Consider the following 21,402-nt stretch of genomic DNA (forward strand, 5'->3'; position numbering starts at 1 on the left):
CTGCCCGGACCTGACAATCCGGCCCAAAATCCGCGCCCGCGATTGGCGCCCTGGGAGAAATTCATGCCTACAGAAACCCTTGCCGGCGAAACCGGTATCAACGACGTCGTCTCGATCGAGATCAACGGCTCTGTCGGCCTCATCGCCCTCGACAATCCGCCGGTCAACGCTGCCTCCCATGCCATCCGAACGGGGCTTTGGCAGGCCGTGGACACATTGCAGCAGACTGACGGTGTCGACGTAATCGCGCTTTATGCCAAGGGCCGAACCTTCATTGCCGGTGCCGATATCCGCGAATTCGGCAAGCCGCCGCTCGACCCGTGGCTGCCCGAACTTTGCAATTTCATCGAAAGCGCGTCCAAGCCGATCGTCTGTGTCCTGCATGGCACCACGCTCGGCGGCGGTCTGGAAGTGGCCATGTCGTGTCACGCGCGCGTCGCACTCAAGGGCACGAAAGTGGGTTTGCCGGAAGTGACGCTCGGCATTTTGCCGGGTGCCGGCGGCACCCAGCGCGCACCCCGGCTCGCGGGCATCGCGGTGGCGCTCGACATGATCACCAGCGGCAAGCCGATGGGTGCCGACGATGCCCTGGCCAACGGGTTGATCGACCGGATCGTGGAGGGCGATCCACGCGACATCGCGCTGGCCTCGGCACAGGACCTGCTCTCCGGTCTATTGCCCAACCGCAAGACAGGCGAATTGACTGCGGAACCGGACCCGGCTGCCATCGCAGCGATGCGCGCCAAGCTAGGCAAAAGCCAGCCGCTGCTGTTCTCGCCGCACAAATGCGTCGACGCCGTCGAAGCCTGCCACCTGCCGATCCGCGAGGGCATGACCGAAGAGCGCCGGCTTTACGAGGAATGTATGGCAAGCCCGCAACGCGCCGGTCTGATCCATGCCTTCTTTTCCGAACGTGCCGTCACCAAGATCCCGGAAGCCTCCGCGACCGCGCGCGACATCAACTCCGTCGGTGTCATTGGCGGTGGCACCATGGGCTCCGGCATCGCGACAGCGGTTCTGCTGGCAGGCCTGCCGGTGACCCTGACCGAACGCGACCAGGGCGGCCTCGACCGCGGTGTCGCAACGATCACCAAGAACCTGGAAGGCGCCGTCAAACGCGGCAAACTTTCCACTGAAGCCCGCGACGACATTCTGGCCGCCAAACTCAACACCTCGACGGATCTCGCCGCGCTGTCCGATGCCGATCTCGTCATCGAGGCCGTGTTTGAGGAAATGAGCGTCAAGCGCGACATTTTCCAGACACTGGACAAGGTCTGCAAACCGGGTGCCGTCCTTGCCTCCAACACGTCCTATCTCGACATCAACGAGATCGCGGCGACAACCGAGCGCCCGCAGGATGTCATCGGCCTGCATTTCTTCTCGCCCGCTCACGTCATGCGGCTTCTGGAAGTGGTGGTTGCCGACAAGACCGGCGCCGACGTTGTCGCCACCGGGTTCGCGCTGGCCAGGAAACTGAAGAAGATCGCCGTGCGCTCGGGCGTCTGTGACGGCTTCATCGGCAACCGCATCATGACCTTCTACAAGAAGGCCGCCGACTACATGATGATGGATGGCGCGTCGCCGGAGGAAATCGACACAGCCATGCGCGGCTTCGGTTTTGCCATGGGACCTTACCAGGTGGCCGACCTTGCCGGGCTCGACATCAGCTGGGCCGCCAACAAGCGCCGCGCCGCCACCCGCCCAGCCGAGGAACGCTATATTCCGATTGCCGACCGTCTCTGCGAGAACGGCTGGTTCGGCCGCAAGACCGGTCAGGGTTTCTACATCTACGACGACCTGGGCCCGCGGCCGAACCCGGAAGCACTTGCGATCATCGATGCGGAACGGGAAAAGGCCGGTGTCACACCACGCAGTTTCACGAAAGAGGAAATCGTCAGCCGGTTCATGACCGCGATGATTTCCGAAGCCGTGCGCGTTCTGGAAGAAGGCATCGCCCTTCGCCCCATCGACATCGATGCCGTCTTTCTCAACGGCTACGGCTTCCCCCGCTTCCGGGGTGGCCCGCTGCACACGGCCGATGTTATCGGCGCGGGTGAACTGGTTCGCCGGATCGAAGAGTATGCCAAGGAAGACGCCTACTACTGGAAAGTCCCGGCTCTCCTGCGGCAGGTCGCCGAGAACGGCGGAACCTTTGCGGAGATGAATGCGAAGGGCTGATTGAGGGCAACAGCCGCGCCGCTGCGCGCGGTGTCGATGACGAAGAGCATACGCCACCACGCAAGATGTCACCCCGGACGGAGCGCACGCGACGATCCGGGGCCACTCGCATGTCAGCCTTGGAGGACGCGTGGATGAGGCCTCAAAGAGTGCGGCGTCTTCTTCCCGAGCCCGCTCATCATCTCTCTGGAATCGAGTAGGCCCCGGCTCTCCGCTTCGCTGCGGCCGGGGGGGCTATCCCGGAAATGCGCACCTGTCACCGGCTGCGTCCAGCCCGCTGGGAGGTCGCTAACCTCCGTGTGCCGCATTCAGTCCGCCAGCGGCATAGTCCGGCACGCTTGCACCCAGCTTCAAGCCGAGTTCCGGATTGGAGGCATTGCCGTCGAGAGCGCGTTTCTTGACGCCCTGAAGGATCGCTCCCATGCGGAAGAAGGCAAAGGCCAGGTAGAAGCCGAACTCCGGAATGCCCGCGAGCCCCGTGCGGGCGCAGTAAGCATCGATGAAGTCCTGGTCTTGCGGAATGCCAAGCGGCTTCCGGTCGACACCGGCCAATCCCCGGCCTTCGGTTCCGGGCGGGCGCTGCCATTGCATGATCAAGGCGGCCAGATCCGCAAAGGGATGGCCGATGGTCGACAGCTCCCAGTCGAGCACCGCAACACAGGCCGGGCCGTCTTCCGCGAACAGCAGGTTGTCGATGCGATAGTCGCCATGCACCAGCGTCCGCCGACCGTCGTCTTCCGGCACATTGACGTCGAGCCAGGCAATGAGCTCGTCCATAGCCCGAATGGTTCCGGTTTCACTTGCCCGGTACTGCTTGGTCCAGCGGTCGATCTGGCGGCGGTAGTAATTGCCGGCAGGGCCGAAATCGGTCAAACCGCAGGCTTCCAGGTCTGTGGCATGAATTGCGGCCAGTACCCGGTTCATCTCGTCGTAGATGCCCCTGCGGGTCTCCGCGTCAACGTCCGGCAGCCGTGGATCATCGAAGTTGCGCCCCCGGACAAGGTCCATGACGTAGAACGCAGACCCAATGACATCTTCGTCTTCGCACAGGACGTGCATCCGCGCGACAGGCACATCCGATCCGGCCAAAGCCTTCTGCACCTTGAATTCACGGTCGACCGCATGCGCGGATTTCAACAACACGCCCGGCGGTTTGCGGCGCAGGACATAGTCACCAGAGGCGGAGCGCAGGCGGAAAGTGGGGTTGGACTGCCCCCGATTGAACTTGTCGGCTTTCAACGGCCCCTTGAGCCCGGGAAGGTTCTGCTCCAGCCAGCTGGTCAGGGCAATCAGGTCAAGATCCGTGTTTGGGGTCATGAGGAGGATGGCCCTGCGATGAGACCCATTCCTTGAACCAGTCCAGCGGCCGCTTTCCTCCCCACCTCCTCATTCTGAGGAAGCGCGCAGCGCTTCCTCAGAATGAGGGTGGGGGAAGGCGAGACTTCGTGGCAGTCGCGCTCTGTTGGAAGCCGGAGAAAGACCATCCTCACAGCTTCCCGTTGGAATACTTCCGCAGTTCCGTGCGAGCGACCTGACGGCGGTGGACGGCGTCGGGGCCGTCAGCAAACCTGAGGGTGCGCAGGTGTGTCCACATGGCGGCGAGCGGGAAGTCCTGGCTGATGCCGGCGGCACCGTGTACCTGCATGGCTTCATCGACCACCTTCAGGGCCGTGAGCGGTGCCACCACCTTGATCTGGCTGATCCAGGGCTGAGCGGCGCGAGTGCCTTGCGTGTCCATTACCCAGGCCGCCTTGAGGCAGAGGAGCCGCGCCATTTCAATTTCCATGCGCGCATTGGCAATGATGTCGTAATTGGCGCCGAGATCCATCAGCTTCTTGCCGAAAGCCTCCCGCCCCATGGCCCGTTTGCACAGAAGTTCCAGCGCCTTTTCCGCCTGTCCGATGGCGCGCATGCAGTGGTGGATGCGGCCCGGGCCAAGGCGGCCCTGCGCCACTTCGAAGCCTCGCCCTTCACCCAGCACCAGATCCTCCTGCGGGATCCGGACATTGGTGAAGCGAATGTGCATGTGGCCGTGTGGCGCATCGTCTGCACCAAAGACATGCATTGGCCGCAGCACCTCGATGCCCGCTGCATCCGACGGGACCAGGAACATGGAATGGCGGCTGTGCTTGTGGGCCTCCGGATCGGTTGCGGCCATGACGATGTAAAGTGCGCAGCGCGGGTCGCCGGCGCCCGTTGCCCACCACTTATCGCCGTTCAGAACCCAGCCCTCGCCATCACGCACGACGGTCAGCGCGATGTTGGTGGCATCCGACGAGGCAACGTCGGGTTCCGTCATCAGATAGGCGGAGCGGATATCGCCCTGAAGCAGCGGCTTCAACCACCTTTCCTTGTGAGCCGCGGTTCCGTAACGCTCCAGCACTTCCATGTTGCCGGTGTCGGGTGCGTTGCAGTTGAAGACTTCGGCAGCAATACCAACCTTTCCCATTTCCTCGGCCAGATAGGCATATTCCACCGTCGTCAGGCCGAAGCCTTTTTCGCTGTCCGTCAGCCAGAAATTCCAGAGCCCTCGTTCCTTGGCCGTGGCCTTTAGGCTGTTCAGAATTTCAAGCTGGCGGTCTGTCATCCGGAAGCGGTCACCGGACGGATGGCGACCGACTTCCTCGTGATATTCCCGGTCGAGGGGGGCGATTTCCGTTTCCACCATCTGGCGGACCTGCTCGATCAGTGGCCGCACCCGGTCGGTCATTCCAAGATCCATCACTTCCCCCTAACAGATTTCAGCCCGCAGCCGTTCGATGGCAGCGCGGTATTCGGTTTCGAGACGGTCAACGACCGCAGCGGCCGGACCGACCGATTTGACGGCGCCGATGCCGTGACCGGCGCCCCAGATCTCCCGCCAGGCCTTTGGCTTGGGGCTGTCGTCCGGCATGACGCTGACATCCCACTCGTCCGGCAGGTGATCCGGATCAAGGCCGACCTTGCGAATGGAACCCTTCAGGTAATTGGCCGGATGTCCGGTGAAGAGCGAGGAGGTCAGCACATCCTCCGCCCCGCCTGCCACCATCATGTCCTTGTAGGTCGTGTCGGCATTGGCTTCCTCCGTCGCCACGAAAGGCGACCCGACATAGCCGAGATCAGCTCCTATGACGCGAGCCGCCAGCAGGGCTTCGCCGGTGGAGATCGCGCCGCCCAGAAGCAGCGGGCCGTCAAACCATTCCCGTATTTCCCGAACCAGGGCAAAGGGCGATTGCGGCCCACCATGACCGCCTGCTCCGGCGGCGACCGCAATCAGTCCGTCGGCACCTTTTTCGACAGCCTTCCTGGCGTAGGTGTTGTTGATGACATCATGCAGGGCGATGCCACCGCAGGAATGAGCGGCCTCGTTCACCTCGACCCGCGCGCCCATGGAGGTGATCCAGATGGGCACCTTCCACCTTGTGCAGATCTCGACATCCCGTTCCAGCCGCTCATTGGACCGGTGGACGATCTGGTTGACGGCAAAGGGGGCCGCAGGGCGGTCCGGATTTTCCTGGTTGTGCCGGTCAAGCGCCTCGGTAATCTTCTTCAGCCAGGCTTCCAGCATGACCGGGCCACCGGGCTCGTCCCGCGCATTGAGCGCGGGAAAACTGCCGACAATGCCCGCCTTGCACTGGGCAATCACCAGCTTTGGGCACGACACGATGAACAGTGGCGCCGCGACGGCCGGAAGCCTCAGTGTCTGCAACGCTTTGGGAAGGGTTCTTGCCTTCAGCATGGTTGGTCCGTCTCTCCTTCCAGATAGAACCGGTTCAGCCATTCAGCGACCAGCGCCGGCCGTTTGCTGCCTTCGATCTCCACCGTCGACTGCCAGACAATATCGACCTCTTGTGACTTCGGCCTCGTCAGACGTGCCAGAACAAACCGCCCACGCACCCGGCTGCCAACTTTGACCGGGGCCAGAAACCGCACTTTCTCGAAGCCGTAGTTGATGCCCATCGTGGCGCCCTTGATCTTCGGCTGCGCCTCAATGCCCATGGCCGAAAGCAGCGACAGCGTCAGAAACCCGTGCGCGATCGTGCCGCCAAACGGCGTATCCGCAGCCAGCGCTGGATCAACATGGATGAACTGGTGGTCCTGAGTCACCTCGGCAAAAGCGTCTATCCGGGCCTGATCGATCAAGTGCCATGAGGACACCCCGACCTCCGTTCCCACAAGCGTTTCCAGCTCGCCGGCTGCAAGGATGCGGGGCAACGTTTCAATGTTCACTCAATAGGCCTCCTGGAAAAGGTCTGGCCCGGTTTCCACATTGATGCCGCCGCTGATCGGCAGAATGGCGCCGGTGATATAGGCACCGCCCCGGCCGCACAGAAATTGCAGGGAACCGGCAATATCTTCCGGCCGGCCGACCCGGCCAAGCGGCACCTGTGCCCCCACGCGGGAGCGCACGTCCTCGTCCGCCGTCGCAAAGGCCGTCATGTTGCTGACGAAAGGCCCAGGTGCCAGCGCATTGACGGTGATGCGTCGGTCGGCAAGTTCCTTGGCGAGGATTCGCGTCAGATGATGGACAGCCGCCTTGGACGCCGCATAGCTGTAGGCCCGGTCGCCATGCGCGGTTTCTCCCATCACCGAGCCGACATTGACGACACGTGCCGGATCATCGTCACTGGCGGCGGCTTCCAGCAGCGGCAACAGGCTTTGCGTCAGCTGAAACAGGCCGGTGACATTTACCCGCATCACCCGTTCCCACGCGTGATAGGGAAAGTCTCCAAGTGGCTGGCCCCAGCTTGTGCCGGCGTTGTTCATCAGGATATCCAGCCTGTCCGTTCGCCGGCCGATCTCGGCCGCCAGAGCCGCAATGCCTTCTTCCGTCGCAACGTCCCCGGCAAAGCCCTCCGCCTTGCCGGAGTAGCCGAGCGCGTTCAGCTCGTCTGCTGCCGTTATGCAGGCCTCTTCCTTGCGGCTGGCGATCATCACCTGCGCGCCGGCCGCGATCAGGCCTTCAGCGGCCATGCGGCCGATACCGGTCGCCCCGCCCGTGACAAGCGCGGTTTTTCCGGCAAGGCCAAACAAATGCTCAGGCGTCATGCGGGGGCTCCGGGAATTGTTGTCTCAAGGTGAGTTTCGATACCTTGCCCGTTGCCGTCATCGGCAGGGCATCAACAAAAACGACATCGTCCGGCACCTGCCATTTGGCGACACGTTCGGCCAGATGCCCCAGGATGTCGGCCTTTTGCGGCTGGGCATCCTCGCGGGCCTGCACGATCAACAGCGGACGCTCGTCCCACTTGGCATCCGGCACCGCGATCACCGCGCAGTTGGCAACGCCGGGATGCGACATGACGATATTTTCCAGATCGAGCGAGCTGATCCATTCGCCGCCGGACTTGATAAGATCCTTGGACCGGTCGGTGATGGTCAGGAAACCTTCTGGGCTGATGGCGGCAATATCGCCGGTGCAGAACCAACCCTCCTTGTCGAACACCGGCTTCGAGGCCTCCGGGTTCTCGTAATACCCTGATGTGATGGTGTTGCCGCGAACATAGAGATGGCCCGGCGTCTTGCCGTCATGCGGCAGGCGGTTGCCGGCATCATCGACGATCTTCAGGTCGACGCCGAACACCCGCCGCCCCTGGCTCTGCTTCCTGTCGATGCGCTGGTCGAACGGCAGGTCCGCCATATCTGGTGGCAGGTTGCACTGGGTGCCGAGCGGGCTCATCTCCGTCATGCCCCAGGCATGGCAAACATTGACCCCCTCCTTCTCGAAAGCCTCGATCAGCGAGCGCGAGGCCGCCGACCCGCCGACGACGATATCGCCGAAACCTTCCGGAATGCGGCCGCGCTGGCGGATCTCGTTCATGAGGCCGATCCAGACGGTCGGCACGCCCCAGGCGGAGAACACCTTTTCGCGGTCCATCAGGTCGAACAGGCTTTTGCCGTCCAGTGCGCCCCCTGGAAAAATCAGGCTGGAGCCGGAGAGCGGCGCGCCGTAGGGCAGGCCCCAGGCGTTGACGTGAAACAGCGGCACCACCGGCAGAATGCGCGAGCCTTCCCTGAGGACCCTGGGAATGGTGACGCACATGTCGTAGGCATGCAGCACCGTGGAGCGATGCGAATAGAGCGTACCCTTGGGATTGCCCGTTGTGCCGGAGGTGTAACAAAGCCCGGCAGCCTGATCTTCATCGAAATCCGGCCAGTCGAACGCGTCTGGCTGCCCATCAAGGATCTCTTCGTAACACAGTGCCCCTTCCAGCGTCGTTTCCGGCATATGCGCCCGGTCCGTCATGATGACGATCCTCAGATCCGCCGGAAAATGCGGGCGCAGCTTTTCCACGATCGGCACAAAGGTGAGATCGACAAACAGCAGCCGGTCCTGGGCGTGATTGACGATGTAGATCATCTGTTCCGCTGAAAGGCGCGGATTGATGGTGTGGCAGATCGCGCCGATGCCGGAGATTGCGTAATAAAGCTCGAAATGACGGTAGCCGTTCCAGGCAAGGGTCGCGACACGGTCGCTTTCACTGACACCGAGCGTCTTCAGACCATGGGCAAGCTGGGCAATGCGGCCAGCCGTATCCTTGTAGGTGGTGCGATGAATATCGCCTTCCGTGCGCACGGAGACGATCTCGCCGGCCGGATAGATATCCGCTGCAAAGGTGATGAGGTCCGCAATTTTCAGCGGACGGTGCATCATCATTCCCTTCATGTGTTTCCTCCCAGAACACGGCCGCTTTTCGCGGTCCCCCAAAGGGTTAAAGGGGAAGCCTAGCGTGCGACTGACGTGCTGGAAAGGTCAATTTCCTCAAATGACATGTCCCGAAACCCTTTGACAGCGGCGGGCACATGCGCCAAACCCTGCCCAACCCTAGTGGAATGGTTGAGACCCCTTCATGACCCAGAAACTGGTCATTGCCGTGTGCACCGCGCAGCGGCCGAAAATGCTGCAGGCGTGCCTTGAAAGCCTCGACAATCTGGTCGAGCCCGAGAACACGGAAATGGCGATCGTCGTTGTGGAAAACGATCCCGTGCCGCATTTCACCGGCGCCGCAGCAGCGCAAGTGAAGGAAAGGCTGTCGCTGCCGGTCTTCTTCCACCACGAAAAACGCAAGGGCATTCCCTTTGCCCGCAACACGGCGCTGGAAGCCGCACTGGAGCACAATCCGGACTGGGTCGCGCTGATCGACGACGATGAGCGCGCGGAACCCGACTGGATCGAGAAACTGGTGGCCGCCTGCAAGCAATATAAAGCCGAGGTTGCCAACGGGCCCGTGCGCCGCATCTATGAAAAACCGGCACCGCACTGGTGGAAATCGCAGTTGCTGAAATCCCGGCCAACCGGAACGCTGATCACCGAAGCACCAACCAACAACGTGTTGCTGAGTGGCCGCATCATCGCCAAAGACGGCCTGGGGCTGCGGTTCGATGAACGCCTGACCTTCGGTAGCGAGGATATCGACTTCTTCCGCCGGACCCATGCAGCCGGTGCCAAGATGATCTGGGTGGATGATGCCTTCGTTGAGGAGGACATTCCGGCCTCGCGCGTCACCACCGGCCGCCTGCTCAGCCGCATGCACATGGCCGCAACATCAGGTGCCTTCAACATCGTGCTGCGCGAAGGCCGGCTGAAGGCCGCGCTGCATTTCATTCCCAAGAGCCTGCGGCGCATGTTCTTCGGCCTGCTGGCCACAGTCGTCGGTTTCGTGCTGAAGCCCTTTGCAAAAAAGCGCGGAGAGAAGCTCTACTATTATGGCCTGATCCGGCTCATGAAGGGCTCCGGCAACCTGCGCGGCCTACTGGGCCGGGCGCATAACTACTACGATGTGATCGATGGTCACTGACACGCCGATGAAACCGAAGAAGCTCGCCCATATCCACCTGGGTGTCGATGGCGGGGCGGAACGGTTCTTCGTGCGCCTGACGGCGGCGCTTGCCCGGCGGGGTGTTGAGCAGATCGCCTTCATCCGAAAGGACCGGCCCTGGCGGGACGACCTTGCAAAACACTGCGATGTGCGGGAAATGACGTTCAGCCGCTCACATCTGAAACGCCATGTCATCCGCTGGAACATCGCCCGCCAGATCCAATCCTTTGGTGCCCGTACCACCATGGGCTGGATGAGCCCGGCCAGCAAGTGGATGCCGAAGCCAGGCCCCAACATGCGCACGTTCCTGCGCCTTGGCGACTGGCCGGACGGCTTTCACACCTATGGCAACGTTCAGGACCTGATCGGCAACACCCCTGAGATCATCCGCCAGGCCATTGAAATGGGCTGGCCGGCGGAGCGCGCCCACGTCATCAGCAACTTTGTCGACCCGCTTCCTGCGGACCTGAAACCGGTCAACCGCGCGGACTACAACACACCGGAAGACGCCACGGTGCTGATCCACCTCGGCCGCTTCGTGGAACGCAAGCGCTTCGACCTTGCCATTCAGACAGTCGCCGGCCTGCCAGACACTGTTCATGCCTGGCTGATCGGGGACGGCGAGCTGATGGCCGACATGAAGGCACTGGCCGCAAGCCTTGGCGTCGAAGACCGCGTCCACTTCCTCGGCTGGCAACGCGACCCCTCACCTTTTCTGAAAGCCGCCGATATCCTTCTGTGCCCGACCGACGACGAACCGCTCGGCAATGTCGTCCTGGAAGGCTGGAACGCCAACCTCCCCGTCGTCGCCACCGCCTCGCCCGGTCCAAGCTGGCTGATCGAGCACGGCAAGTCGGGACTGCTGTCACCCTGCGGGGATGTCGAGGGACTGGCGGGGTCAGTAAAACAGCTACTCGACAAACCCGATCAGGAAAAGGCATTGGTTGAAGGCGGTCAAAACCACCTGGAAGGCCAGTTTTCCGAAGACGCCATTGGCAAGACCTATTCCACTCTGCTTTTTGAGAGCTGATACTGACCGCCAAAGGCAACCCAAGCAGGCGCGAACATGAAAAAGAAAAAAAGACTGTATAATTTCATCGTCCGTCGCCCGAACAGGCACACCTTTTCGAAGCTTTTCAATTGGTATGTCAGCTTTTCGAACGCGCTACGAAACAAGAAACGCTGGAACATCAAGGTTGTCTCAGATGAGCCCGTGTTCCGCGTTCGGGATGAAACGGGCCAGGAGATTTCCTTTCTTCACAGCGAGCGCGTCGGCTTCTACCGTTATGGTGTCCAGCCACGCACCAAAGGCCTTCTAAACGACTATTTCATCGATCCGACAATGATTTCAGACGGCGATGTGGTGATCGACTGTGGCGCGAACATCGGCGAAATCGGCCTCGGATTGCACCTCGAAGGCAAGGCCGTCCGCTACATCGCCTTCGAGCCCGGCCGGGACGAGGCCGCCTGCTGCAAGCTCAACAACCCCAATGGCGTTATCGAACAACGCGCCCTGTGGCACGAAAAGACGACACTCAAATTCTATGAGAAATCGGACACCGCCGATTCCTCCCTCATCGAGTTTTCCGGCTACGGCTCGGTTGTCGAGGTCGAAACGACCACACTCAACGACTACTGCGAAGAAAACGACATTCGCTCGATCAAACTATTGAAGATCGAAGGCGAAGGGGCAGAACCCGAAATCCTCAAAGGCGCCGACAAGATCCTGGATCGTGTCCACTACATCTGCGTCGACTGCGGCCCCGAACGCGGCCTCACCAAAGAACCCACACTGCCAGCCGTGTGCCACTTTTTGACCGAGCGAGGGTTCAGGTTCGAGAAAATTTCAACGAAGAGACTGACGGCGTTGTTTGTTCTAGAAAGCCCATTGCCGGAAAGAAGTGGTTGAAGGTCCAATGCAGAAGTTCTACGGGAAAATTAAAAAGACGAGACTTGGTAAAATCCTGAGAGGTACGGTCCTTTCTGGGAAAAGTATAGATTTACCCAAAACGATTTATATTTTTTGGGATACGGGCATAGATATCGCACCCGAAATCTGCAAATTTTGTGCTGAAAGCTGGAAGCTTCACAATCCTAATTGGAAAGTAATAATATTAAACAAGGATATTGCCGAAAACATACTTCCAAGAAGCGCTTTCCCGCCTGACATGGCAGTTTCTCATTATTCCGATCTGCTAAGGATTAAACTACTTGCAACACATGGAGGCGTTTGGGTCGACTCTACTTGTTTGTGTACCAAACCGTTAGATGATTGGTTGCCAATGGTATTTGCCCAAACAGAGTTTTTTGCCTTTCATCGACCCGGAGAGGATCGCGAAGTTTCTAGTTGGTTTCTTGCCGCGTCGCCAGGAGCAATTATTCCGCAGGTTTGGCTTAAGAATTCGCTTGCGTTTTGGCAGGGTAGAACCAAATTACCTCGCGCCTATTTCTGGTTCCACTACATGTTTGAATATTCAATCTGGACATCCTTACGATTTCGCAAAGCATGGAAAGACGTGCCTAAGCTAAGCGCCACCCCCCCTCATAGACTACAGAGAACCCTTGTCAGAAACGCTCTCACTGTAGAAGACCTTGAAGTTATCAAATACACCCCTGTTCATAAATTATGCTATAAGAGAAAATTTTCTTTAGATGATACAAAGTCTTCCATCAGAAAAATTTGGGGAAATGAATGTGAATTACTTAAAATTAATATCTAATACAATTTTATACATTGATTGATGAAGGTAATTTATCAAAATTTCACGCTATACAGGCGCAAGTATTGACTGGGATCGCGAGACATGTTTGAGGCAAAGAAACAAAAAATTAGATTTTCGTTGTCGAAACATCTGCTCTTTCGTGAGGCAGATTATAACCTTAAAAATTACTTCAATCATGACTGCGTAGTTATTTTTCCTAAATTGAACTTGTGCTTCAATAGAATAAAAAAGGCCGGCAATACGAGCGTATGTGCTTACTTGGCTCAAGTTTGTGGTTACCCAGATTTCGATTCACCGCATTTGCTCAAAGAAAATCTGATTCGACCAGAAACGGCATCTTTGAAACTGCTAGCAAAATCACGAACGTATCATTCGCTCGTCGTAGTGCGAAACCCCTTTGACCGAACACTTTCAGCATTTCTCGACAAAGTTGGGGGTGATAAGTCTGGACGTTTTTCCAACTACGGAGGTTATCGCGACAATAGCGCTCACGGGTTTCTGGAGTTTCTTAAACATCTTGATGCGTTGCCTAACCGGGGAAATAGGCACTTTTGGCCGCAAACAGAGCTACTTTACAAGCCTTTGAAAGCATACACGTTAGTCGCCAAGTTGGAAAATCTCTCGCAAGATCTGCCGCCATTTTTGAACGAATTAACTGGACAGTCTTTCGATGGTTCTATTTTTGAAAAACCACATAAAGTAGAGGTTAAAAAAGAAGGAAAGATAAAAATGGCTAATGAGAAACTGCGTCATTATTATAGTGACGAGTCAATAAATCTTGTTAGGAAGATTTATAAAAATGACTTTGAATCACTTGGCTATCCTGATGAGTTATCAATCTAGGAAGTTTGGTCAGGGAATGTAATAGCGCATTAACGTGCTATCGCGGCCAGCGGGGATTAGTCCAGCGAAGTCACGGATGCGCCACTACCGTGCAAACTGCTAGAACCTTCCTAATACAGAAACATTACTCATCTTGCTTATGGATTGAACTTCAGAAAGATATATTTTTGATAATCGACGAAGTTCAACATCTGAAAATATATCTGATCTACTAATATTTTTGCCACGCACCGATTTCAGAATATTGTCTACTTCTTCTTTTCCTAATTTCAATCCAGCTAAGCGCTTTTCCTTGAGTACCTTCAATGCCTCAAATGAGGCAGAAGCATTAATAATTTCTTCGTCTGAACCTAGGCAAACCTCCGAAATAGAAAAAGAAGTTAAGCGGGAAACCTGTTCTTCTATTGCAACATCGCCGTAGGGCCAAATTTCAATTTCCGTATTTGGAAACACTAATCTCAAGACTTCTAAAAGAGTTTGCCAACCCTGTAACTCCCCAGAAGCCCAATTCGCCAAATTTCGAAAACCTATGCCACGATTGAAATAAGCTTCACGCATGAGGTCGTAAGAAAGTAAAAAATCCGGGTAAGGCCTAATGGACAAGAAAATCTTCTCAATATTTAGACCTGTAAGTGAACGAACTGCTCGCAGATTGCGCTCTGCGTCCGGATAAAGAACCCCAGGTAACTCGGAGTAAAAAGCCTGCCCTAGAAAATTTTCTTCTGACATTACAAGTGTTGAAGATTTTGGCGTGATAAAATCTACGTATTTGGCGAAAATTTTCTCCAATCTATTTTGGTGTATAAATTTTAGAACCCACGGTTTTTTTTCAAGGCGAGCATGTTGTTTAAAGTATTTCTTGATTAGATTACGATGATCGGGCAACTCTCGTTGACCCGAAACTTGCGGCGTGACAAAATCACAATTATTACTTGCGGCGCTTTCCTGAAGCTCAAGCAAGTACTTTTGCAACCTGGATGTTCCGGTTCGATGCCCACCTATGTGTAGGAATATCTTGCTGTAGTAATCAGAAAGACTTTTCTTCATCGCATTTCTCATTAGTGTTTCTCAAAAAATAATTAATCATGAATACTTTTTCCTCTAAATAATTGGAATTCACGTCTCTCACGCACTAGCCCACAGTCCTTCAGCGAGTCTACGCCCTCAAACAAACGACTTGTCCTCCCGAAGAGCCCTTTTTCCATTAGAGCCGACGATTGAACTTCATACTCACGATAGTGTCCTGCATTGTCGGTGTGCTGTTGGCGTTTCAAGGCTTCAGCCACTTTGTGTTGAAAATCGTCCAGATATTTGAAATGCAATAAGGCTCCCCATAAGGGGGAAACTGAGATTTTTTGAGCAATGCCATGAACGCCACCAGAGAAAGTAAAGCCACGTTGCCATTTAATGAGCGGGATTTTGCTCTGTACGGCTGCTGGGCTAGGTAGAGCGTTTTTAATAAGCTTGAAAATCAGCTGATCCAGTTTGCGCCCTAATGTGCTGTTCGGCTCTTTCGAGCGGAGCGAATATACAGTGGCGAGTAACAGCCGGTCGAAGGGAGTTTTTGCACGTTTCGAGTTCTGGTGGAAAAGGCGCTCCCTTGTCCCACCAAAAACATGCCTCGCCGGTGTTTTATAACGCTTACCGTGACTACCCTTCAGCGGATTGTAGCGGTAACCTGACGCATCAAACCAAGGGCAAACTTCTAAAAAACTTTGTCCTGGTCGATAGGATAAGTCCCTCAACGGCCCCGCTGGATACATGTCTACCATCGGACAAAACATCGCCCCGTAATTACCTGCGTTTAGGTATTGCACGATGTTATCAATCTTTTTCTCGGGCCAGCCGGGATAGACGAATAACTCATCGACATCGGGGAAAATCACCCAACGGTTTATAAGGTACTTATCGCAAAGGAGTTGGCGCCAGATTGATTTATTGTCCCTGTAGTCCTTCTCTGTCCGGATTACTTGAACATCAGGCTGACTGGCTAAAAACTCCAACGTCCCGTCGCTAGAATTGTTGTCTACAACTAGGAAGTGCCTGATTCCTAGCGAGCGGTAGTGTTCTAGGAAATAGGGAAACCGCAAAACTTCATTGAAGGCTAAAATGACGGCGACCACACCGCCTGCAGGAACATTTAGCCCTAAAGGCGCCTCCGAACCAAATGCTTCTACCAGCTGATCATCAACAGATTGTGCGTTCACGAGCCGTACCCTTGCCTTATGAAAACGCAGAGACGTTCTTTGTTGCTGCCGTATCAAAGTCGAATCCAAATCTCTCGATATCAGCGGCATACCAATCGGCAACAATGCTAATTGTATGATTTGAGTAGATTTGGCGGTAGTCTTTGCTAGTTGCATTACTTACGTTTCTAGCTTGCAATTCTGTTTTCATACCGAGATAGGACTTCAAATCTTTTTCCAAATGCTCCTGACGCATTATGTCCAGCGTTATCTTATTTTGCTCGTCAATGAGATAGTCTTCCTGCTGATACCAGCCCCTTATTGCTCTATGCCAAAAGTAGTCCACACCTGCCCATAAATGGCGTTCCTCGAGAAAAGCTTCGAAGGCTTTTGGGGAAAATTCGATCGGTGCCCCAGTTGGTTGCCTCGTCTGAAGCGCAAACTTGAACCTAGATACGGTGCGAGACCAGGGATTTCGGACAATAGCAAAAGCTTTAGTAGCTTTGCGAACCGACAGATCCACATCACGATACCTCGCGTGTTCGTACCCTGGCATGGCTCCCAATTCTGCCATTTTCCGCTTTACTGCATCGGCATAGGCCTTGCTTTTCAAACGGCGCCGGTTGGCGAGGACCAGATTGCCTTCTAATTCTTTGGAATGGCGTATCGACATTCCGCCGTTCTTGGGGATGTGAATAAACAGAAATTTCTTCGGCACTAGCCCCAGCCTGGCGGGTGCGAACTTGAGGAAATTCTTGAGCTGGTATTCGTCCATGCTGTCCGTCTCTTGAACGCGGTGCCGTTCGCCTTCCCGCACCAGGCATTGCTGACAGCCAGACGTCGTTTCATCCTGCCCGGTGCAGCGACCGTCAGCGCCTGAGGTCGATCTGGTGGTGCCTTATCCCAATCTGCCAGGACTGTCCATTCATTGGCTCGCCGTCCAGGTTGAACTGCACGGGTTGCTGCGTTTCGATTCGAAGATTGCGCACCCTGCGCTGGATCGGGCCGCCGTTGATGTCTTCCACACCGCTGTCCAGCAGGGCCGACAACAGGTCGATGACCTTGCCCGATTGCGGGAAGGGGACAATGGTCAGGTCCAGGAAGCCGTCATCGAGCTTGGCATTGGGGCACAGGCGGATGCCGCCGCCGGCGCGCCGGCCGTTCCCGACGGCCAAGGCCAGGAACGAGCCCTCCCATGAAAAATCCTCCGCCTCGATGCGAGCTTCGCAGGCGGAAAGTTCCGAAAACCGCTGCAGGCCAGTGAAGAGATAGGCGGCACCGCCCAGAACGCGTTTCAGGTTCGGGTCGGTCTGCGACGTCACCTGCGTCCCGAAACCGCCAGTGGCCATGTTGACGAAAACGCAGCCGTTGACCTCGCCGATATCGGTCGGCCTGGCCGATGCACGCACTGCAAAGCGCAGGCAGGACGTGATGTCCGCCGGATCAAGACCAATGTGATTGGCAAAGTCGTTTGCCGTGCCGAGGGGCAGCACCGCAAAGGCAAACGGTGGTTTTTCTCCATCATCCAAGTCGTGCAGGGCCGCATCCAGAACCTCGTTCAAGGTGCCGTCGCCACCCCCGCTGACAAGAGTGTCGATCCTGTCCGCCTCATGATCTCGTAAAGCATCGTGAACCAGTCTTTCGACATCGCCGGCCTCGTAGGTCACGCGGACGGAGACCTTGTGACCCATCGCCCGAACGGCTTCGACCGCGCCGCGGACATCGTCGCGTCCAGCGGACTTGCCGTTGAGGATCAGGCGCAGATGGTGCTTTTCCAATGAAGTCTCCTTGTCCCCGCCTCGCGCGGCCGTCAGCGGCGCGTAAACGCCCTTCGGTCGCAGCAGCAGATCATAACCCAAGACCGGCTTTTGAATGTTTGAAAGTGCGGCAAATCTTTCCGGGGTCGTGTCTCTTTCCGGGGTTGTATCCCTTTGGCAAAACGCCGTTTGGGTGCATTCGTTCCGACGAAAGATGGGCCAAGTGAAGGTCCATTTCAATTTCTGACGATGGGTGAAACGCTGAAGGCCACCGGAAGAGCATCGATGTACCCAGCATGGTTTCGGGCGATGTCAGCCAGGCAGCATCGTTTCCCGGCGCGTGCGCGCGGTGCGGGCTTCCTCCATCAGCCATTTCCGGAATGCATTCACCACCGGACGCATCGTCCGGCCTTCCGGATAAACGAAATAATAGGCTGTCTGTTGCGACAGGGAGAGATCGAAAAGCCGGACCAACCGCCCGGAGGCCAGTTCCGCCTCGACGAAGAACCGCGGGATCAGCGCGGCGCCGGCATGGTGGATCGCAGCTTCCGAGATCATGACAAATTGTTCGAAACGCGCTCCCTGAAAGGCCGCATCGGTTTCTACACCGGCGAGATCGAACCACTGCCGCCAGGCAAGCGGGCGTGTTGCCAGCTGCAGGCGCGGGACGCGGGCAAGGTCGGCCGGGGTTCGGATCTCGTGCCTGTCGCGGAAGACACGCGAGGCAACCGGGATGACCTCCTCATCGAACAGGCGTTCGGCAATCGCCCCGGCCCAGACCGGATCACCATGATGGATGGCACCGTCGAACGGTTCCTCATCGAAATCGAACGGCTGCAGGCGCACGCTCAGGTTCAGGCCTGCATCGGGATAGCGCCGGCCGAAATCGGCGATCCGCGGCGCCAGCCAGCGGGTGCCGAAGGTCGGCAGAACCGCAAGGTTGAGGACGTCCGCGCTGCCGGCATACGACATCACCTGCCGTGTGGCCGCCGTCATCTGTTCCAGCGCGCCACGGATGTCATGCAGATAAATCCGGCCCGCGTCGGTCAGGACGATGCGCTGGCGCACCCGCCGAAACAGTTCGACGCCCAGCCTGTCTTCCAGCTGGCGTACCTGCTTGGACACGGCGCCCTGCGTCAGATGCAGTTCTTCCGCGGCGCGGGTGAAGCTCAAATGCCGGGCCGCGCATTCGAACGCGATCAGCGTGTCCGCCGGCGGGACAAAGGCGCGGCGCATGGCATATTCCCCTACTTCATTCCATTTCGTCATGAATGATGGACGAGGTTTCGCTTTTCCGCAAACGGATTTGAGGCAAAACTAGAGAAAACAGAATGACCTTGGCCGTCAAACGGCTGCACATCATTGGCCGGACCACGGCCTGGGAGACACGATCATGAACGCACCCGCGAATGTTAAGTCCGCACCGGCCGGCGGCGGTTCCTTCGACTGGCAGGACCCGTTTCACCTGCGCGAACAGTTGAAGGAAGACGAACAGCTTATCCAGGATACGGCCCGCGCCTTTGCCCAGGAAAAGCTGCTGCCGCGCGTCATCGAAGCCTACCGGGAAGAAAAGACCGACCGGGGCATCTTCAACGAAATGGGTGAACTCGGCCTGCTCGGCGTCACCCTGCCTGAAGAATACGGCTGCGCCGGTGCGTCCTATGTCGCTTACGGTGTCGTTGCCCGCGAGATCGAACGTGTCGACAGCGGCTACCGCTCCATGATGAGCGTTCAGTCCTCGCTCGTCATGTATCCGATCTACGCCTACGGCTCGGAAGAACAGCGCCAGAAGTACCTGCCGAAACTGGCAAGCGGCGAATTTGTCGGCTGTTTCGGCCTCACCGAGCCGGACGCCGGTTCCGATCCGGCCGGCATGCGCACCCGTGCGGAAAAGATCGACGGCGGCTACAAGCTGACCGGATCCAAAATGTGGATCTCCAACGCGCCGATCGCCGACGTCTTCGTCGTCTGGGCGAAGTCGGAAGCGCATGACGGTGCCATCCGCGGCTTCGTTCTCGACAAGGGCATGAAGGGCCTCTCCGCACCGAAGGTCGGCGGCAAGCTTTCCCTGCGCGCATCAATCACCGGCGAGATCGTCATGGACGGCGTCGAGGTGGGGGAAGATGCCCTCTTGCCGAATGTCTCCGGCCTGAAAGGTCCGTTCGGCTGCCTCAACCGTGCGCGCTACGGCATCGCCTGGGGCGCCATGGGCGCTGCAGAGGACTGCTGGACCCGCGCCCGCCAGTATGGCCTCGACCGCGAACAGTTCGGCCGCCCGCTGGCACAGACCCAGCTCTTCCAGAAGAAGCTGGCGGACATGCAGACCGAAATCACGCTCGGCCTTCAGGCCGCGCTGCGCGTCGGCCAGCTGTTCGATGCCGGCAAGGTTGCTCCGGAAATGATCTCGCTGATCAAGCGCAACAACTGCGGCAAGGCCCTGGATATCGCCCGCCAGTCTCGCGACATGCACGGCGGCAACGGCATTCAGGAAGAATACCATATCATGCGCCACGCCCAGAACCTGGAAACGGTCAACACCTATGAAGGCACGCATGACATTCATGCGCTGATCCTCGGCCGTGCACAAACCGGCCTGCAGGCGTTCTTTTAAGACCCTGAAAACATGACATTTGATGCGGGCGGCCCTAGCCGCCCGTCTCTCGTTCGGTTCTCTTGATAAGGGTTTGCGATAGCAGGCCCGTTGTTTTGCCTGACAGCGCTTGAGGAGGCTCCATGGCGGACCAGACTGCTGATGTCGTCATCGTTGGGGGAGCCGTCATGGGCTCGTCCGTCGCCTGCCATCTGGCCATGCGCGACGATTTTTCCGGACGCATCGTCGTTATCGAGGCGGATCCCGCCTATGAAACCTGCGCCTCCGCGCGCTCGGCGGCGTCCATCCGCCAGCAATTCTCAAGCGCCATCAACATCGAGATCTCGCTTTACGGCATTCGCTTCCTGCGGGAGATCGGCGAAGCGCTGAACGTCAATGGCGACAAGCCCGCAATCGACCTTCATGAAGGCGGCTACCTGTTCCTGGCAACGCCGGACAAGCTTGGCATTCTAGAGGAAAACCACCGCCTTCAGAAGGAGCTTGGTGCGGATATCGCCTTTCTTGACCCGGACGGTTTGAAGGCAAAATTCCCGTGGCTGGAGGTTTCCGACCTAGCCGCAGGCTGCCATGGCATAACGGGTGAAGGCTGGTTCGATGGTTACGGCCTGATGCAGGCCTTCCGCAAGAAAGCCCGCTCGCTGGGAGTGAACTACATTCCCGCCAAGGCGTCGGTCGAAAAAGACGGCAATGGCGGCTGGACCGTAACGCTCTCGAACGGCGAAACGCTGTCGACACCCGTCGTCGTCAATTGCGCCGGTGCTGCCGGCGGTGCCGAACTCTGCCGTGAGGCCGGGCTGGATGTACCGATCGTTTCGAAAAAGCGCTGCGTCTTTACCTTCGAGTGCAAGGACAAGCTGGAGCGTTTTCCGCTGCTGATCGACCCGAACGGCACCTATGCACGCCCGGAAGGCACCGGCTATATCTGCGGGTCGGCGCCGCCTGAGGACCGCGATCCGGACTGCCACGATTTCGACGTCGATTACGGCCTTTTCGAAGAGCATATCTGGCCGACACTGGCCACGCGTGTGCCCGCCTTCGAGGCAATCCGGCCTGGGGCGGCCTGGGCGGGGTGCTACGACATGAACCTGTTTGACCACAACGCCTTTGTCGGCGCGGTCCCGGGGCTGGGCGGTTTCTATCTGGCGCTCGGGTTTTCAGGTCATGGCCTGCAGCAGTCGCCAGCAGTCGGGCGCGGACTTGCGGAACTGGTCGCGACCGGAAGCTATCAGACGCTGGATCTTTCGCCGCTGGCATTCGACCGTCTCGCCGCCGGAACGCCGATTATCGAAAAGAACGTGGTCTGAG

General features: G+C 57.7%; 19 protein-coding genes. 8 read left to right on the plus strand and 11 right to left on the minus strand.

Annotated elements, in window-relative coordinates:
• The first annotated feature begins 63 nt into the window (after positions 1-63).
• Positions 64-2,178 carry a 3-hydroxyacyl-CoA dehydrogenase NAD-binding domain-containing protein gene (locus ACYQ54_RS10335; RefSeq protein ID WP_460081836.1) on the plus strand — a complete coding sequence of 705 codons (2,115 nt, stop codon included), beginning with the start codon at positions 64-66 and terminating at the stop codon, positions 2,176-2,178.
• Between the two features lie 288 nt (positions 2,179-2,466).
• On the opposite strand, the gene ACYQ54_RS10340 is transcribed toward ACYQ54_RS10335, so the two are convergent.
• From ACYQ54_RS10340 to ACYQ54_RS10365, 6 genes are all read right to left on the minus strand, one after another.
• Complete coding sequence (locus ACYQ54_RS10340) at positions 2,467-3,495, minus strand: phosphotransferase family protein (protein ID WP_460081838.1); 1,029 nt, start codon at positions 3,493-3,495, stop codon at positions 2,467-2,469.
• A 169-nt stretch (positions 3,496-3,664) separates the two neighbouring features.
• On the minus strand, positions 3,665-4,900 hold the full coding sequence (locus ACYQ54_RS10345) for an acyl-CoA dehydrogenase family protein (RefSeq protein ID WP_460081839.1): 1,236 nt from the start codon (positions 4,898-4,900) through the stop codon (positions 3,665-3,667).
• Positions 4,901-4,909: 9 nt separating this feature from the next.
• Positions 4,910-5,896 carry an NAD(P)H-dependent flavin oxidoreductase gene (locus ACYQ54_RS10350; RefSeq protein WP_460081840.1) on the minus strand — a complete coding sequence of 329 codons (987 nt, stop codon included), beginning with the start codon at positions 5,894-5,896 and terminating at the stop codon, positions 4,910-4,912.
• Positions 5,890-6,387 carry a MaoC family dehydratase gene (locus ACYQ54_RS10355; RefSeq protein WP_460081841.1) on the minus strand — a complete coding sequence of 166 codons (498 nt, stop codon included), beginning with the start codon at positions 6,385-6,387 and terminating at the stop codon, positions 5,890-5,892. The genes ACYQ54_RS10350 and ACYQ54_RS10355 overlap by 7 nt, the downstream gene beginning before the upstream one ends.
• Entirely contained in the window at positions 6,388-7,206 is an 819-nt protein-coding gene (locus ACYQ54_RS10360; protein WP_460081844.1) for an SDR family NAD(P)-dependent oxidoreductase, read from the minus strand.
• On the minus strand, positions 7,196-8,824 hold the full coding sequence (locus tag ACYQ54_RS10365) for a long-chain fatty acid--CoA ligase (RefSeq protein ID WP_460081846.1): 1,629 nt from the start codon (positions 8,822-8,824) through the stop codon (positions 7,196-7,198). The genes ACYQ54_RS10360 and ACYQ54_RS10365 overlap by 11 nt, the downstream gene beginning before the upstream one ends.
• 184 nt (positions 8,825-9,008) lie before the next feature.
• On the opposite strand from ACYQ54_RS10365, the gene ACYQ54_RS10370 reads away from it, so the two are divergent.
• The 5 genes from ACYQ54_RS10370 (at position 9,009) to ACYQ54_RS10390 (ending at position 13,543) form a co-directional block, all read left to right on the plus strand.
• Positions 9,009-9,956, plus strand: a complete 948-nt coding sequence (locus ACYQ54_RS10370) for a glycosyltransferase family 2 protein (protein ID WP_460081847.1) — start codon at positions 9,009-9,011, stop codon at positions 9,954-9,956.
• Positions 9,946-11,007: a glycosyltransferase gene (locus tag ACYQ54_RS10375; protein ID WP_460081848.1), complete on the plus strand. Its 1,062-nt coding sequence runs from the start codon at positions 9,946-9,948 to the stop codon at positions 11,005-11,007. Before ACYQ54_RS10370 ends, ACYQ54_RS10375 begins: the two co-directional genes overlap by 11 nt.
• Positions 11,008-11,043: 36 nt before the next feature.
• Complete coding sequence (locus ACYQ54_RS10380) at positions 11,044-11,886, plus strand: FkbM family methyltransferase (RefSeq protein WP_460081849.1); 843 nt, start codon at positions 11,044-11,046, stop codon at positions 11,884-11,886.
• A 7-nt stretch (positions 11,887-11,893) separates the two neighbouring features.
• Entirely contained in the window at positions 11,894-12,697 is an 804-nt protein-coding gene (locus ACYQ54_RS10385) for a capsular polysaccharide synthesis protein (protein ID WP_460081851.1), read from the plus strand.
• An 84-nt stretch (positions 12,698-12,781) separates the two neighbouring features.
• On the plus strand, positions 12,782-13,543 hold the full coding sequence (locus tag ACYQ54_RS10390; protein WP_460081853.1) for a sulfotransferase family protein: 762 nt from the start codon (positions 12,782-12,784) through the stop codon (positions 13,541-13,543).
• 99 nt (positions 13,544-13,642) lie between these two features.
• Here the strand turns inward: ACYQ54_RS10390 and ACYQ54_RS10395 are convergent, their stop codons facing one another.
• The 5 genes from ACYQ54_RS10395 to gcvA form a co-directional block, all read right to left on the minus strand.
• Positions 13,643-14,590 (minus strand): hypothetical protein, encoded by a 948-nt coding sequence (locus ACYQ54_RS10395; RefSeq protein ID WP_460081854.1) that lies wholly within the window; start codon positions 14,588-14,590, stop codon positions 13,643-13,645.
• Between the two features lie 32 nt (positions 14,591-14,622).
• On the minus strand, positions 14,623-15,750 hold the full coding sequence (locus ACYQ54_RS10400; RefSeq protein WP_460081856.1) for a glycosyltransferase family 2 protein: 1,128 nt from the start codon (positions 15,748-15,750) through the stop codon (positions 14,623-14,625).
• 16 nt (positions 15,751-15,766) lie between these two features.
• Entirely contained in the window at positions 15,767-16,504 is a 738-nt protein-coding gene (locus ACYQ54_RS10405) for a sulfotransferase family 2 domain-containing protein (protein WP_460081859.1), read from the minus strand.
• 94 nt (positions 16,505-16,598) lie between these two features.
• Positions 16,599-17,507, minus strand: coding sequence for a lipid kinase YegS (yegS, locus tag ACYQ54_RS10410; RefSeq protein WP_460081861.1), 909 nt, complete (start codon positions 17,505-17,507; stop codon positions 16,599-16,601).
• Between the two features lie 291 nt (positions 17,508-17,798).
• Complete coding sequence (gcvA, locus tag ACYQ54_RS10415) at positions 17,799-18,722, minus strand: transcriptional regulator GcvA (RefSeq protein WP_460081863.1); 924 nt, start codon at positions 18,720-18,722, stop codon at positions 17,799-17,801.
• Positions 18,723-18,879: 157 nt separating this feature from the next.
• On the opposite strand from gcvA, the gene ACYQ54_RS10420 reads away from it, so the two are divergent.
• Positions 18,880-20,097, plus strand: a complete 1,218-nt coding sequence (locus ACYQ54_RS10420; protein WP_460081865.1) for an acyl-CoA dehydrogenase — start codon at positions 18,880-18,882, stop codon at positions 20,095-20,097.
• 122 nt (positions 20,098-20,219) lie between these two features.
• Positions 20,220-21,401, plus strand: a complete 1,182-nt coding sequence (locus ACYQ54_RS10425; protein ID WP_460081868.1) for an NAD(P)/FAD-dependent oxidoreductase — start codon at positions 20,220-20,222, stop codon at positions 21,399-21,401.
• Position 21,402: the final 1 nt, after the last annotated feature.

This window comes from Roseibium sp. LAB1 (genome assembly GCF_054658235.1).

Coding starts and splice junctions, on each gene's coding strand:
- ACYQ54_RS10350 (WP_460081840.1), bottom strand. CDS start 5,896: ATGCTGAAGGCAAGAACCCTTCCCAAAGCGTTGCAGACACTGAGGCTT.
- ACYQ54_RS10420 (WP_460081865.1), top strand. CDS start 18,880: ATGAACGCACCCGCGAATGTTAAGTCCGCACCGGCCGGCGGCGGTTCC.
- ACYQ54_RS10335 (WP_460081836.1), top strand. CDS start 64: ATGCCTACAGAAACCCTTGCCGGCGAAACCGGTATCAACGACGTCGTC.
- ACYQ54_RS10370 (WP_460081847.1), top strand. CDS start 9,009: ATGACCCAGAAACTGGTCATTGCCGTGTGCACCGCGCAGCGGCCGAAA.
- ACYQ54_RS10385 (WP_460081851.1), top strand. CDS start 11,894: ATGCAGAAGTTCTACGGGAAAATTAAAAAGACGAGACTTGGTAAAATC.
- ACYQ54_RS10405 (WP_460081859.1), bottom strand. CDS start 16,504: ATGGACGAATACCAGCTCAAGAATTTCCTCAAGTTCGCACCCGCCAGG.
- ACYQ54_RS10345 (WP_460081839.1), bottom strand. CDS start 4,900: ATGGATCTTGGAATGACCGACCGGGTGCGGCCACTGATCGAGCAGGTC.
- gcvA (WP_460081863.1), bottom strand. CDS start 18,722: ATGCGCCGCGCCTTTGTCCCGCCGGCGGACACGCTGATCGCGTTCGAA.
- ACYQ54_RS10380 (WP_460081849.1), top strand. CDS start 11,044: ATGAAAAAGAAAAAAAGACTGTATAATTTCATCGTCCGTCGCCCGAAC.
- ACYQ54_RS10360 (WP_460081844.1), bottom strand. CDS start 7,206: ATGACGCCTGAGCATTTGTTTGGCCTTGCCGGAAAAACCGCGCTTGTC.
- ACYQ54_RS10395 (WP_460081854.1), bottom strand. CDS start 14,590: ATGAAGAAAAGTCTTTCTGATTACTACAGCAAGATATTCCTACACATA.
- ACYQ54_RS10390 (WP_460081853.1), top strand. CDS start 12,782: ATGTTTGAGGCAAAGAAACAAAAAATTAGATTTTCGTTGTCGAAACAT.
- ACYQ54_RS10425 (WP_460081868.1), top strand. CDS start 20,220: ATGGCGGACCAGACTGCTGATGTCGTCATCGTTGGGGGAGCCGTCATG.
- ACYQ54_RS10340 (WP_460081838.1), bottom strand. CDS start 3,495: ATGACCCCAAACACGGATCTTGACCTGATTGCCCTGACCAGCTGGCTG.
- ACYQ54_RS10375 (WP_460081848.1), top strand. CDS start 9,946: ATGGTCACTGACACGCCGATGAAACCGAAGAAGCTCGCCCATATCCAC.
- ACYQ54_RS10365 (WP_460081846.1), bottom strand. CDS start 8,824: ATGAAGGGAATGATGATGCACCGTCCGCTGAAAATTGCGGACCTCATC.